The organism is Novosphingobium chloroacetimidivorans, from assembly GCF_014204535.1.
GTDB classification, from domain to species: domain Bacteria; phylum Pseudomonadota; class Alphaproteobacteria; order Sphingomonadales; family Sphingomonadaceae; genus Novosphingobium; species Novosphingobium chloroacetimidivorans.
In genome coordinates this window covers 92,050-104,865 of sequence record NZ_JACHLR010000002.1, presented here as the reverse complement: position 1 = coordinate 104,865, position 12,816 = coordinate 92,050, and the positions used below count along the sequence as shown (strand labels likewise).

General features: G+C 66.8%; 14 protein-coding genes and 1 tRNA gene. 6 read left to right on the top strand and 9 right to left on the bottom strand.

Annotated elements, in window-relative coordinates; translation table 11 throughout:
* Positions 1-2 precede the first annotated feature (2 nt).
* On the top strand, positions 3-641 hold the full coding sequence (locus HNO88_RS02905) for a class I SAM-dependent methyltransferase (RefSeq protein ID WP_184242580.1): 639 nt from the start codon (positions 3-5) through the stop codon (positions 639-641).
* A 2-nt stretch (positions 642-643) separates the two neighbouring features.
* Here HNO88_RS02905 and HNO88_RS02900 read toward each other — a convergent pair whose 3' ends face one another.
* From HNO88_RS02900 to HNO88_RS02890, 3 genes are read right to left on the bottom strand one after another with little or no spacing between them, the layout of a single operon-like run.
* Entirely contained in the window at positions 644-949 is a 306-nt protein-coding gene (locus tag HNO88_RS02900) for a nucleotidyltransferase family protein (protein ID WP_221419801.1), read from the bottom strand.
* Positions 946-1,353: a nucleotidyltransferase substrate binding protein gene (locus tag HNO88_RS02895; protein ID WP_184242579.1), complete on the bottom strand. Its 408-nt coding sequence runs from the start codon at positions 1,351-1,353 to the stop codon at positions 946-948. Before HNO88_RS02895 ends, HNO88_RS02900 begins: the two co-directional genes overlap by 4 nt.
* Positions 1,353-2,168, bottom strand: a complete 816-nt coding sequence (locus HNO88_RS02890; protein WP_184242578.1) for a DUF7847 domain-containing protein — start codon at positions 2,166-2,168, stop codon at positions 1,353-1,355. Before HNO88_RS02890 ends, HNO88_RS02895 begins: the two co-directional genes overlap by 1 nt.
* Before the next feature lie 162 nt (positions 2,169-2,330).
* Here HNO88_RS02890 and lipB point away from each other — a divergent pair, with 162 nt between their 5' ends.
* Both lipB and HNO88_RS02880 read left to right on the top strand, forming a co-directional pair.
* Complete coding sequence (lipB, locus tag HNO88_RS02885) at positions 2,331-3,029, top strand: lipoyl(octanoyl) transferase LipB (protein ID WP_184242577.1); 699 nt, start codon at positions 2,331-2,333, stop codon at positions 3,027-3,029.
* A complete protein-coding gene (locus HNO88_RS02880; protein ID WP_184242576.1) occupies positions 3,026-3,280 on the top strand; it encodes a hypothetical protein in 255 nt (84 codons plus the stop codon). Before lipB ends, HNO88_RS02880 begins: the two co-directional genes overlap by 4 nt.
* Positions 3,281-3,474: 194 nt before the next feature.
* Here HNO88_RS02880 and HNO88_RS02875 read toward each other — a convergent pair whose 3' ends face one another.
* Complete coding sequence (locus HNO88_RS02875) at positions 3,475-4,656, bottom strand: N-acetyltransferase (protein ID WP_312856979.1); 1,182 nt, start codon at positions 4,654-4,656, stop codon at positions 3,475-3,477.
* 159 nt (positions 4,657-4,815) lie between these two features.
* Between HNO88_RS02875 and HNO88_RS02870 the strand changes: the two genes are divergently transcribed.
* Entirely contained in the window at positions 4,816-5,874 is a 1,059-nt protein-coding gene (locus tag HNO88_RS02870; protein ID WP_246381149.1) for a fatty acid desaturase family protein, read from the top strand.
* A 133-nt stretch (positions 5,875-6,007) separates the two neighbouring features.
* Here the strand turns inward: HNO88_RS02870 and lptG are convergent, their stop codons facing one another.
* The 4 genes from lptG to HNO88_RS02850 form a co-directional block, all read right to left on the bottom strand.
* A complete protein-coding gene (lptG, locus tag HNO88_RS02865; RefSeq protein WP_184242574.1) occupies positions 6,008-7,105 on the bottom strand; it encodes an LPS export ABC transporter permease LptG in 1,098 nt (365 codons plus the stop codon).
* Between the two features lies 1 nt (position 7,106).
* The gene (gene lptF, locus HNO88_RS02860) at positions 7,107-8,366 is read right to left on the bottom strand and encodes an LPS export ABC transporter permease LptF (RefSeq protein WP_184242573.1); all 1,260 of its coding nucleotides are present in this window, start codon (positions 8,364-8,366) and stop codon (positions 7,107-7,109) included.
* Positions 8,367-8,637: 271 nt separating this feature from the next.
* Positions 8,638-9,300 carry an RlmE family RNA methyltransferase gene (locus HNO88_RS02855; protein ID WP_184242572.1) on the bottom strand — a complete coding sequence of 221 codons (663 nt, stop codon included), beginning with the start codon at positions 9,298-9,300 and terminating at the stop codon, positions 8,638-8,640.
* Positions 9,297-10,625: a Ppx/GppA phosphatase family protein gene (locus tag HNO88_RS02850; RefSeq protein WP_184242571.1), complete on the bottom strand. Its 1,329-nt coding sequence runs from the start codon at positions 10,623-10,625 to the stop codon at positions 9,297-9,299. Before HNO88_RS02850 ends, HNO88_RS02855 begins: the two co-directional genes overlap by 4 nt.
* Before the next feature lie 201 nt (positions 10,626-10,826).
* Between HNO88_RS02850 and HNO88_RS02845 the strand changes: the two genes are divergently transcribed.
* Together HNO88_RS02845 and HNO88_RS02840 are read left to right on the top strand one after the other, a co-directional pair.
* Positions 10,827-10,900: transfer RNA gene (locus HNO88_RS02845), tRNA-Gln, on the top strand.
* Positions 10,901-11,157: 257 nt separating this feature from the next.
* Positions 11,158-11,745: a uracil-DNA glycosylase family protein gene (locus HNO88_RS02840; RefSeq protein WP_184242570.1), complete on the top strand. Its 588-nt coding sequence runs from the start codon at positions 11,158-11,160 to the stop codon at positions 11,743-11,745.
* A 149-nt stretch (positions 11,746-11,894) separates the two neighbouring features.
* Here the strand turns inward: HNO88_RS02840 and HNO88_RS02835 are convergent, their stop codons facing one another.
* Positions 11,895-12,737 (bottom strand): MipA/OmpV family protein, encoded by an 843-nt coding sequence (locus HNO88_RS02835; protein WP_184242569.1) that lies wholly within the window; start codon positions 12,735-12,737, stop codon positions 11,895-11,897.
* Between the last annotated feature and the right edge of the window lie 79 nt (positions 12,738-12,816).

Below are 12,816 nucleotides of genomic sequence, written 5' to 3'. Positions count from 1 at the left end.
GCATGACCAGTTCAGAGCTTGCCCGCGAGGCGCTTCCCCGGAAGATCGTGCGCAAGATCCAGCACTCGCTCGGGCCATGGGGAGTCTTCATCGAAGGCTTCATCCGCCATCCGGTGATGGTCGGCTCGATCATCCCCTCCTCGCGCTTCACCATCAACAAGATGCTGAGCCGCGTGAAATGGGACGAGTGCAAGCTTTTCGTCGAATACGGGCCCGGTGTCGGCACCTTCTGCCGCCCGGTGCTCGATCGCCTCTCGCGCGATGGCGCGCTGATCGTGATCGACACCAATCCGCTCTACATCGATTACTTGCGCCGCACGATCACCGACAGCCGCTTCACCGCGGTGCTCGGCTCGGCCGCCGATGTCGAGGACATCGTGCGCGCGCATGGCCACGAGAAGGCCGACTACGTGCTGTCGGGCCTGCCGTTCTCGACGCTGCCCGCAGGCGTCGGCCCAGCGATCGCCGATGCCACCCACCGCGTGATCCGCCCGGGCGGCGCCTTCCTGGTCTACCAGTTCACCTCCCGCGCGCGCGACTTCATGGGCCGCCACTTCACCCGAATCGAGAGCGACTTCGAGCTGCTGAACGTCATGCCCTGCTTCCTGTTCTGGGGCTGGAAGGACGAAGAGGCGGCCTGATCCTAAAGCCGCAGCGGCACCTTCGTCGCATCGACAATCGCGCCGAAGCTCTCGTCTACCGATAGGCGATCGACCAGGTCGACCTTGATCGGCAGCAGGCTTTCGTCGAAGGCGTCGGCCAGGGTGCCCAAGAGCGACAAGGACAAGGGACCCGGCCCCTCCAGCACCAGGTCGAGGTCCGAGAACGGCTTCACGCGCCCACCGGCCCGGCTGCCGAACACGGCGACCTGCACATCGCCTGGCAGATGGGCGCGCAGGATCGAGCGGACGAGATCGAGATCCGCGTCGCCCAGCGCGATCGGGGTCACGACGTGGAGCGCTCCTGCAGACGCCGCAGCAACTCGCGTGCTTCCTCAAGGAACGCCGGGATCGCTTCGACGACCTTGAGAGCCTTTGCTTCGTCGTAGGTATGGGATGTGATGTTCCGCATGTCGCGATAGCCATGCCAGTCCGGCCAGGAGCCGAGCAGCAGGTCTTGTTCGTTCGCGGTGCGGATCAGCGCGGGGAAGCTCATCTGATCGACAGCTTCGGGGATGTCCGCCGAAGCTTGGAGAAAACGCCGCAGCATCTTGGCGGACAAGTCGTAGGTGAACTCGAAGCGCTGGATCAGGCCGTCTCGGATCTGCGTGTCCGAAGTGTCCTGATGGTAACGCGTCAGGCCCTCGCCCAGACGCGCGACGGCGCGGGTCAGGGGGCCGAAGTCCAGCTCCATCACTCGAACGTCCGCCGCTCCGCCTCCACCGGATCGCCGGCGAGCTGGTGGTGGACGGCTTCGATCACCGCCACGAGGTAGACGGCGAATAGCGCGCTGAGCACCGCGGAGACTAGCGCGGCGCCCAGTTCGGCGATCCAGCCGCTGGCGACCAGCGCGAGCGGGATGTTCACCACCAGGCTGGCGATCATCAGGATCACCAGGAACGCGACGAAGAACAGCGCGTAGAAGCCGAGCAGGCGCCAGGCATTGCCCGAGGTCAGCAGCCACGAACGGCGCAGCGCACGCACCGGGTTGCGCTCGCCCTCGATGGCAACGACCGCCGCCGAGAGCGAGACTCGCAGCGCGATCGCGATGGCGAGCAGCAGCACCAGCAGCAGCCCCGCCACCGCGACCGCCATGACGCCGCTGAGCGCAAGCACGCTGATGATCAGTGTTCCGATGAGGGCCAGGCCAAGCCCAAGCAGGATCTGCGCGCCCAGGTACGTCGGCAGACCGGCAAGGCCGAGGCGCAGCGCGCCGCCCACGGTCGGCCGCGTCACGTGACTGAGCAGGCTGAGCAGGCCCAGAGTGCCGAGCGCCTGGCACAGCACCATCGGGATCACCGCCGGCATGGCCGACACGTAATAGCTTTGCGCCAGAGCCATGATCTGGCGCTCGCTCATCCCCACCGTCGGCTCGGGCTGCGGATAGAACAGGGTGAAGGCCAGCTGCGGCAGCAGGAAGAACACGCCGGCGACCGCCAGCAGCGCATCGCGGTTGCGCGTGACGTTGCGCGAGGCGTCTTTCCAGGCGCGGTTGGTGTCCAGCTTCATGCTCGTCGAACTCCGGCCGCCCGCAGGCGTTGATTTAAAGTCGTCCTGTTCCCGCGGTACCTCGCGTAGAGCGGACAGACTCAGCCCGACGCTCTAGGCTGGCCCGGCCGCGGAAGAAAGACCCCCTTGATCGCCGTCGCGAATGGGGCCACGTCCCGCCCCATGACGCTTGTTACGGATACGCTTGGAGCCGACATCGAGCTGCGCGTCTCGCAGGCGCGCGTGCCGTATCGCGAGGCCTTGGCCGAGATGACCGCGCGCAACGCGGCGATTGCGAGTGGCGAGGCGCGGGAGCTGGTCTGGCTGCTGGAGCATCCGCCGGTCTACACCGCCGGCACCAGCGCGGCGGCCGCCGAGTTGCTCGATCCGCGCTTCGAGGTGGTCGAGGCCGGGCGCGGCGGACGCTATACCTACCATGGTCCGGGTCAGCGCATCGGCTATGTCCTGATCGACTTGCGCAAGCGCGCCCGCGACGCGCGCGGCTTCGTCCATGCGCTGGAGGGCTGGGTCATCGCCACGCTGGCCGATTTCGGCATCGAGGGGTTCCGTGCCGAGGGCCGCATCGGCATCTGGACCCACGACATCGACGGACGCGAGGCGAAGATCGGCGCGATCGGCGTGCGCATCCGCAAGTGGGTGACGATGCACGGCTTCTCGGTAAACCTCAGCCCCGACCTGTCGCACTTCGGCGGGATCGTGCCATGCGGGATCGAGGAGTTCGGGGTGACCAGCCTTGAGCGGCTCGGCAAGTCAGTCACCGCCGGGGCGTGGGACAAGGCGCTGCTGGCGCATGCGCCGGCGTTCCTGGCGGCGCTCGATCGCGCGTGTCCGCCGATCGTACAATCGGAGGCGGTGGCATGAGGCGGGTTGTTCTGGTGCTCGCCCTGGGCACGCTGGCGGCGTGCGGGAGCAAGGAGACGGAGCAGCCCAAGGGCTCGTCGTTCGGGCAAGTGCTGCCGGGTTCGGCCAGCGACGCGATGCTGCCGTACGATACGGTGACCTCCGCACCGCCGCTGGAAGCGCCGACCTACGATGTGCCCGAGAGCTCACGCGGTGATGCCCCGCGCGGTGAGGATGAAGGCGAGACGGTGCCGGAAGCGTTGGCGACCTGACGCTACCAAGATCCTCCCCTGCAAGGGGAGGTGGCAGGCGCGTAGCGGCTGACGGAGGGGTGTCAGCGCCAACGGAGCGCTCGACCGAGGGGGTTACACCCCTCCACCACCAGCTACGCTGGCGGTTCCCCTCCCCTTGCAGGGGAGTATCTTGCACGCGGCCTCGAGGCCTCCCCGGATTGGGGAGGACAGCCTTACAACGCCTTTTCGTAGACCCGGTATTCCCGGTTCACCTGACTGTCGATCGAGTTGGCGATCGCCACCATGCCCTGGTTGTCTTCCAGCACCCAGCCGATCTCCGCGCGCTTGCCGGCGTAGTTGGCGATGGCGGCGCGGCGGATGTACTCGATCATCATGAAGGCTAGCTGGCTGGCCAGGCGCGAGCTCTGCAGGCGCTTGCGCACGCCCATCAGGGGCACGCGCATGTCGGCGGGGCGAGGCTTGCGCAGCCATAGCGCCAGCTTGATCCAGCCCAGCAGCGAGGGCTTGCCGCTCCGGCCGTTGATCCGCAGCTGCGGTCCGTTGAGATCGGGCAAGGTCATCATGAACGCCACCGGTTCGCCCTCGTACTCGGCAATGCGGATGAGGTCGGGATGCACCAGGGGTTTGAGCTTCTTGCCGGTATGCGCGATCTCCTTGTCGGTGAAGGGCACGAAGCCCCAGTTGTCCGACCAGGCATCGTTGAGGATGTCGCAGATGATCGCGGCTTCCTTGTCGAAGTCCTTCAGCACCACCTCTCGCACGCGGATCTTGGGGTTCTTCTCGCCAGACGAGATGATCCGCTGGATCAGCGGCGGGTATTCCTTCCGGATGTCCAGATCGTAGGTGTAGAGCGTCTTCACCGTGGTGTAGCCCGCGCCCTCGATCCAGGGCTGATAAGCGGCCTGGTGATGCGCCATCATCACCATCGCCGGATGATCGAAGCCCTTCACCTGCAGGCCCGGCTCCTCCCAGACCGAGAGGTTCATGGGCGCCAGCACGCGGGTCATCCCCTGCTCGCGCAACCACGCTTCGGCGCGCGCGATAAGCGCCAGCGCAGCCGCTTCGTCATCGGCCTCGATCGCGCCCCAGTTGCCGGTGCCCGGACCCATGCCCTGTTCGGGCGGCTGGGTGAGCGCGAGCTCGTCGATGTGGGCGGAGATGCGGCCGACGATCCTGCCGCCCCGCTTGGCCAGGAACAGCTGCACCCTGGCATGGTCGAAGAACGGGTTCTTGCCGGGGGTGAACTTCTCCACCTCTTCCATGCGCAAGTTGGCCACCCAGTTCGGGTCCGACGCATTCCGACGATAAGCGTAATCGACAAAGGCGGCGCGGCCAGCCTTGTCCGATACCGCCTCGATGATTAGGTCGCCGCTGTTATGCTGGGCTTCGGCCACGATGCTGCCTTTGTTCCGGGTTAGTTAAGTCGGGTCGCGCGAAGTGTGTTCGACGCCCTCGGCTTGTCAAGCAAGTGTGGCGAAGCGATGGCCGCGACGGTTCGCGGCGAAAGATACGGATCGGTCATGAGCGTCTATCAGTCGGTTTCCCCCCCGGGCATGACCCCGTCCGCAGCGGCGATGAAGGCCCGTCGCGAAGCGATCGCCGACGACAAGGAGATGCTGCGCGCCGCGGTCGAACTGACGCGCGACATCGCGACGGCGCGCCCGGGGATCTACTGGACGGACATGCTCGTCTCGGCGGCGGTCGGCTATGCGGCGCTGGCCGCGACGATCCTGGTGTCGAGCACGGTGGTGGCGGTGATCTGCGGCATTGTCGCGGCGCTGGCGATCTATCGCGCCATGCTGTTCATCCACGAATTGACCCACATCCATCGCGATGCGCTGCCCGGCTTCCGCACAACCTGGAATCTCGTCGTCGGCATTCCGCTGCTGACGCCGAGCTTCATGTACGAGGGCGTGCACCAGCTGCACCACGCCCGCACGCGCTATGGCACTACGGACGATCCGGAGTACCTGCCCCTCGCGCTGATGAAGCCGTGGTCGCTGCCCGTGTTCATCGTCACTGCCTTGCTGCTGCCGTTCGCGCTGCTGGTGCGTTCGGCGGTGCTGGTGCCGCTCGGCGCGGTGATCCCGCCCTTGCGTACGCTGGTGTGGGAGCGATTGTCCGCGCTCGCCATCAATCCCGGCTTTCGCCGCCGTCCGCCGGAGGGCGAGCTGAAGCGCATGGTGTTCTGGCAGGAACTGGGCGCCAGCGTCTGGGCACTCTCGCTCATCGCCGCGAGCCTGGCCTGGGGCTGGCGTCCGCTGCTGATCGCGCTGTGCGTGGTCAGCCTTGCCGCGCTGCTCAACCAGCTGCGCACCCTGGTGGCGCATCTGTGGGAGAACGAGGGCGAGACGATGACGGTGACTGCGCAGTTCCTCGACTCGGTCAACGTGCCGCCGCCCGGCCCGGTGCCTGCGCTCTGGGCGCCGGTCGGCCTGCGCTATCATGCGCTGCACCACCTGCTGCCGAGCATGCCCTACCACTCGCTCGCCGAAGCGCACCGCCGCCTGCATGCACATCTCGGGACCGATGGAACGTACGTGAAGGCGAACCATGCGGGGCTGCTGCCGCTGATCGGGCGGATCGCCCGGAGCACGATGACAGCACGGTGAGAGAGTGCGGTGAGCCGTCGTCCCGGGCTTGACCCGGGACCGGTTTCGGAAGTGACGACCCTCTCGTAGAACGCTGTCCCAAAGCGCGCGACATGGCGAAACCGGTCCCGGGTCAAGCCCGGGACGACGCCATCTACTCCTCCGTGCGGATCAGCACCGTCTCGCCGATCAGCAGGAAGAGCAAAAACGGCGCCCAAGCCGCCACGAACGGCGGGTAGCCGCCGAAGTTGCCCATCGCCAGGGCCGCATTGTCGAACACGAAGTATGCGAAGCCCAGCGCCATGCCGGTCACGGCGCGGATCAGCAACTGGCCCGAACGCGCGAGGCCGAAAGCCGCGACCGCGCCGAGCAATGGCATGAGCGCGGCCGACAAGGGTCCGGACAGCTTATGCCACCAGGCGGCCTTGAGATCGGTGGTGCGCCGCCCGGCCACCGCCATGGCATCGATCGAGTTGGTGAGCGTGAACAGGCCCTCGGCATCGGCATCGACGCCCGAGATCGCAATGCGCGCAGGGGTCACACCCTTGGCGACCACCGCCGAGTCGAGCTTGCTGGCCTTGACGGCCTGCGCATCGAACCGCACCGGCTGCTCCAGCCGCCAACCCGGGTTCGCGTATGTCGCCCGGGGTGCGCGCAGCTGCTCGACGATCATACCGGCAGCGTCGCGGCGGTAATACGTGACTTGCGTCATCACCATGGCATCGCCTTCGCCCGAGAGCGTGCCGGCGAGCAAGATGTCGCGCCCTTCGGCGATGTAGAGGTTGTTGCGCGCGCTCGCCGTCTTGGGGATCGGGCCATAGTCGACCGCCTCCCAGGCATTGAGCGAGGCGGTGGCGCGGGTCACGATGCGCTCGTTGAACAGGAAGCTCATCCCCGAGATCACCAGCGCGGTCGCCACCAGCGGCGCGAGCACCTGGTGCGCCGACAGTCCCGCCGCCTTCATCGAGATCACCTCGCTGTTCTGGTTCAGCGTCGCGAGGGTGATGATCGTCGCCAGCAGCACCGAATACGGCAGGAAGCGCGCGATCAGCTGAGGGATGCGCAGGGACACATAGTGCAGCAGCTGCGCCTGTCCGTTGCCGGGATAGGCGAGGATATCTCCGCTCTGGCCCAGCAGGTCGAGCATCTGCAGCACCAGCACCAGCATGAACAGCACGGCGAGGATGCGGGTGGTGAACAGGCGCGCCAGATAGACCGTCAGCGTGCGCGAGGGGTAGAACTCCAGGTTCACCTCAGACACTCCCGCCCGGTTGCGGCACATGCTCGGGTCCCGGATCGGGCAGCATGATGGGGCCGCGACGATTGCGGCGCAGCAGCGACTTGAGCTTCTTCATGCCGTTCTCGGCCGCCTTCTCCAGCCAGCCGATCGCCTGGCCGCCGGGCACGTAGGCGACGCGGTAATACATCCACACGATCAGCCCGGCGAACAGCAGGAACGGGCCCCACAACCCGATCAGCGGACTGACCTTGCCCAGGGAGGCGACGTCGGCCGCGTATTGATTGATCTTGTGGTAGGCCACCACCAGGACGATCGACACGAACAGGCCGAGCGACGAGGTCGAGCGCTTGGGCGGGATCGCCAGCGCCACTGCCAGGAGCGGCAGCAACAGCATCATCATCACCTCGACCATGCGGAAGTTGAAGTCCGCCTGGCTGGACACGCGCTCGGCCTTGGGCAGGCTCTTGTTCCAGCCGATCTGCAGCAGTTGGGGCAGCAGATATTCGCGCCGTTCGCCACTGGCGCCGCGGTTGCGGAAACGCTCGATCGCGGGCAAGTCGATCGGCAGGTCGTGCCGGGTGAAGCTGAGCACGCGCGGCACCTGGCCCGGCATGTCCTGGATGATCTGCCCTTGCGAGAGGCGCAGGACGATCGTGTTGGGATTGTCGCGCAGCGCCAGGAAGCTGCCCTCGCGCGCCGAGATCGACAGCACCTGACCCTTCTGATTGGCTACGCGCGCGAAAATGCCGATCAAGCGGCGGCCATCGTCTTCGCTGTGCTCGATGCGCAACGCGACGCGGTCCTTGAGCGTGGTGAACTCACCCACCTTGATCGCGGCACCCAGCGCGCCCGATTTCAGCTCATACTCCAGCTGCTCGTAATAGTAGCGCGACAGCGGCTGGAGGAAGCCGACGATTGCGAAATTGAGCAGCGCCAGCGCGATCGCGAACATGTAAGGCACGCGCAGCAGCCGGGTGTAGCTGAGCCCCACCGCGCGCATCACGTCAAGCTCGCTGGAGGTCGCCAGCTTGCGGAACGCGAGCAGGATGCCGAGCATCAGGCCGAGCGGGATCGCCAGGCTGGCGTATTCGGGCAGCAGGTTCGCGAGCATCTTGAACACGACGCCTACAGGTCCGCCCTCGGTGGCGACGAAGTCGAACAGCCGCAGCATCTTGTCCAGCATCAGCAGCGAAGCGGCCAGGATGAACACGCCCAGCATCGGCATCAGCACGAGCCGGAAGATGTAACGGTCGATGGCGCTGAAGAATTTCACGGAAAAGGGCTGTCACCGAATGGCTGGCCAACTGCCTTAACCGCAAGATGCCGCGGGCGGAAGTGCCACAATCGCGCGTGCGGCGCGGATCGCGCGGGTTGCGGCAAAGGCAGGCTCCGTCGATCCTCCCCTGCAAGGGGAGGTGGCAGTCCGCAGGACTGACGGAGGGGTGTCACCGCCAGTCGAGCGCCTGACCGAGAGGGTTACACCCCTCCACCCCTCGCTTCGCGAGCGGTCGCCCTCCCCTTGCAGGGGAGGATCCTTCGCAGCCTCAAGCCGCCTTGAACCCCTTTGCGATCACATACCATTCGGACGAATCCTTCCGACTCGCCGGCGGCTTGGCGTGCTTCACGCTGGTGAAGTGCCGCTTGAGCAGCGCCAGCAGCGCGGTGTCGGTGCCTCCCGCCAGCACCTTGGCGACGAAGGTGCCACCCGGCGCCAATGTGGCGATGGCGAAGTCCGCAGCGGTTTCCACCAGGCCCATCGTGCGCAAGTGGTCGGTCTGCTTGTGGCCCACGGTGTTCGCAGCCATGTCCGACAGCACCAGGTCGGGCGCGCCCTCCAGTGCCTCTTCCAGAGCAGCGGGCGCAGCATCGGACATGAAGTCCATCTGGAAGATCGTCACGCCCTCGATCGGATCGGTGGGCAGCAGATCGATACCGACCACGCGCGCCTTGGGGCTGCGCTGGCGCACCACCTGGCTCCAGCCACCGGGCGCGATGCCGAGATCGACGGCGCGGGTGACACCTTTCAGCAGCTCGAACTTCTCGTCCAGCTCCAGCAACTTGTAAGCCGCCCGGCTGCGATAGCCGTCGGCCTTGGCCTTCTTCACATAGGGATCGTTCAGCTGGCGCGTCAGCCATCGTGCCGAGCTGGTCGTGCGCTTCCTGGCGGTCTTCAACCGCTCGCCGGGATCCCGGCCGGAACGACTCATGCGCGACCCGCCGCGCTGGTGCGAGCGCCGGCACCATGCCCGCCCGCGGAGATCAGGCTGCGCAGGATGCCCTCGCGAATACCGCGGTCGGCCACCCCGAGCCGCCCTGCCGGCCACAAGTCGAGAATCGCCTCCAGGATCGCGCAACCGGCCACCACCAGGTCGGCCCGCTCGCGCCCGATGCAGGCAAGCTCGCGCCGTTCCTCGATGGGCATGCCCGAAAGCCGCGCACTGATCGCGCGCATCGATTCGGCGGGCACGATCAATCCATCGACGGCGCTGCGATCGTATTGCGGCAATTCCAGGTGCAAGCTGGCGAGCGTGGTCACCGTGCCGCTGGTGCCCAGCAAGCGCAGCGGGCCGGTGCTCGATGCCGACTCGCGGGCCGGCTGCGTGCGCCGGGCGAAGGCAGCGAAGCTCTCGGCGACGAGCCCGTGCATGTGGCGATAGCGCTCGATCCGTTCCTCGCGCGTTGCGCCCTCCGAGCCGCAGCTCTCGCTCAGCGACACCACGCCCCACGGAACGCTCTGCCAGTCGAGGATGCGCGGCACCGTGTCGGTGCTCTCGATCAGGACCAGCTCTGTCGAGCCGCCGCCGATGTCGAAGATCATCGCCGGACCCATGCCGGCTTCCAGCAGGACATGGCAACCCAGCACCGCCAGCCGCGCCTCTTCGCGCGCGCTGATGATGTCGAGCGCGATGCCGGTTTCACCCCGCACCCGCTCGATGAAGTCGGTGCCGTTCACCGCTCGCCGGCACGCCTCGGTCGCGACCGAGCGGGCGAGGTGGACGTTCCGGCGCATCAGCTTGTCGGCGCAGACGCGCAAGGCGGCGAGCGTGCGATCCATCGCCTCGTCGGACAGGCGGCCGGTCTGCGCCAACCCCTCGCCCAGGCGCACTACGCGGCTGAAGGCATCGATCACCGTGAAGTTCTCGCCCGAGGGCCGCGCGATCAGCAGCCGGCAGTTGTTGGTGCCGAGGTCAATCGCCGCATAGGACTGACGATAGACGCCATGCCGCGCGGCTGCAGGCCGGAACACGGCCGCACCGGCACCGGCAACCGTGCCGCCATCCCCCTCGCCCGCGTGCGGGCTGGCAGGCGACGCGCGCGGCGCCTCGGCGACGACGGGGGAAATACGGGGTGGGCTTAGCGCCCTGTCATTCTCGCGCGGCGTGGCGCTTGTCGGATGCGGCCGGCTGCCCGCGACACGGGCGTCCGGTGTATCGGCTGGCGCCGGGCGAACCTTGCCCTTGCGACCATGACGCCGTCTCGCCCGGCGTCCCGACACTTCGACCTTCGCTGCCGGCGGAGCGGAATCCGCCATGAGAAGCAACTTCTTTCAAAACAATCCGCTCAGGTGGAGCGGAAACCTGACACCGATGCTAACGCCGCCAGCCCTCCCCGGCAAGGCCGCTGCCGCTATAGCGCGGAGGCGCCGCTAGCAGCACCACGCCGCCGCGCGCGCACCGTCCGTCGCGAAAGGCGCTTGACCCGCAGAAAACAGCCGCTAAACGGACCGCCTCGCTGCCCGATCCTCTAACGGTAAGAGAGCGGACTCTGACTCCGTCAATCAAGGTTCGAATCCTTGTCGGGCATCCATTTCCTTCTTCGCCAGCTGATCTCCCCTTGCGGGATAGGGTGCTTGGGCAGGCGTAACTGTGCAGCTTGCTCTTGCTGCTGACAGCGGCCTCTTGAGGAATGGACGACGCAGGTCAGGCGCCTGCCAGGCCGCTCGGCATGCCAGACCTTGCCGGCTTGGGGCCTCCTCAACACGTCTGTGACCGGCACAAGCCGAAGTCCGCCGCTTTGTGTCGGTAAGCCTTGTAGCCCGCCTCTCCTCGCCACATCTGCCTTGCGTGGCCCTCGACCCTCTCGCTCCTCTTCTGGCCGAAATCCGCGCCTGCCGTGCTTGTGCCGGCGTCCTCGGTCATGAGCCACGGCCGTTCGTCGCCGGTTCTTCCACTGCGCGGCTGCTGATCATCGGGCAGGCGCCGGGGAGCAAGGTGCATGCGAGCGGCATCGGGTGGGACGACGACAGCGGCGACCGTCTGCGCGGCTGGCTTGGGATCGACAAGACGATGTTCTACGACATCTCGCGCGTGGCGCAGATGCCGAGCGGGTTCTGCTATCCAGGCAAGGGAGACGGAGGCGACTTGCCGCCGCGGCCGGAGTGCGCGCCCAAGTGGCACGCGCGCATGCTGGCGGGCCTGCCGCAGGTCAGGATGACGCTGCTGGTCGGCATGCATGCGCAGAAGCGCTACCTGCCCAAGGGCTTCGCACCCAACATGACCGAGGCGGTGCGGCGCTGGCGCGAGGCGCCTGCGGGATTGTTTCCCCTGCCGCATCCGGCCTGGCGCAGCCGCTTGTGGATGGCCCGCAATCCGTGGTTCGAGGCAGAGGTTCTGCCTGAATTGCGGGCGCGGGTGGCGAGGTTAGTCGATTAGTTTGCTCGCTCAGGTGAGCGTTGCAGAGCCCCTCCACCACTCGCTGCGCGAGCGGTCCCCCTCCCCGAGCAAGCTCGGGGAGGATCCGGATGGATCTCGCTAAACTGTCCCCAGCGCCTGTCTCCAAAAAGAGGCCACCTCTCCTCGGATCAGAACGTGTAAGCCACGCCCAGGCCGCCGATCCACTGGTCCGCATCGCCGCGGATGCGGGTGTAGGGCGTGTCCTTGCCGTCGTTGAGCATCTTGGAGTACGAACCCAGCGCGAAGATCGCCAGGCCGCCGTTCAGCAGGTCGCCGTCGAGATCATAGGCGCCAAGCAGGCCGAAGCTGACGCTGTCCCAGCCCTTCTTGGCATTGTAGACCGGCAGGGCACCGCCCGTGCGCAGGCTCTGAGCCGGCGTGACCGAGTAGTAGTAGCGGTTGAACTTGCCGTCGCCGTGGTGGGCGCTGACGTTCAGCGTGACCAGCGAGCCCTTGCTGAGCGGGGTGGCGTATGTGAGGTTCGGCGTCCACACCATGCCCTTGTAGGCGCCGGCCACGTCCCAGCGCGCGTCGATCGACAGGCTGAGCGAATCGTAGGGGTTGGTCAGCTTGTACGCCGTCACGCCGGCGGTGACGCCCAGTTCCACCGCGTCGTCGAGCTTACCGACGCGCTTCACCACGTCATCGCGGATGCCGCGCGCACGATTGCCGGAATATGTCGCCACCGGGCCGAGCGAGAAGCCGAAACCGCTGTCACGATTGTCCGGGATGAAGTCGAGCGCGACACCGCCCGCACGCGGGTTGATGCCGATGCCCTTGAACTGTCCCTGGATCACCGGAACCGGCGAGACGCTGTAGTCGTCCGAGCCGCGGTAGCTGGGCATGTAGACGCCGCCCACGCCGATGGTGATGCGGTCTGCGTCGAGGTCGGAGCTGGTCGCGTCCTGCGCGAATGCGGGTAGGGAGACGAGCGCGGCGGTCAGGCCGCCGAGGAGAGCAAGCTTACGCATTGGTGAAGAACCCCTGTGATTTGCCGGTGAACGCGCAGGACGGCAGAGCGTTGCAGTGCAGCACGGCGCAGCTGAGTAA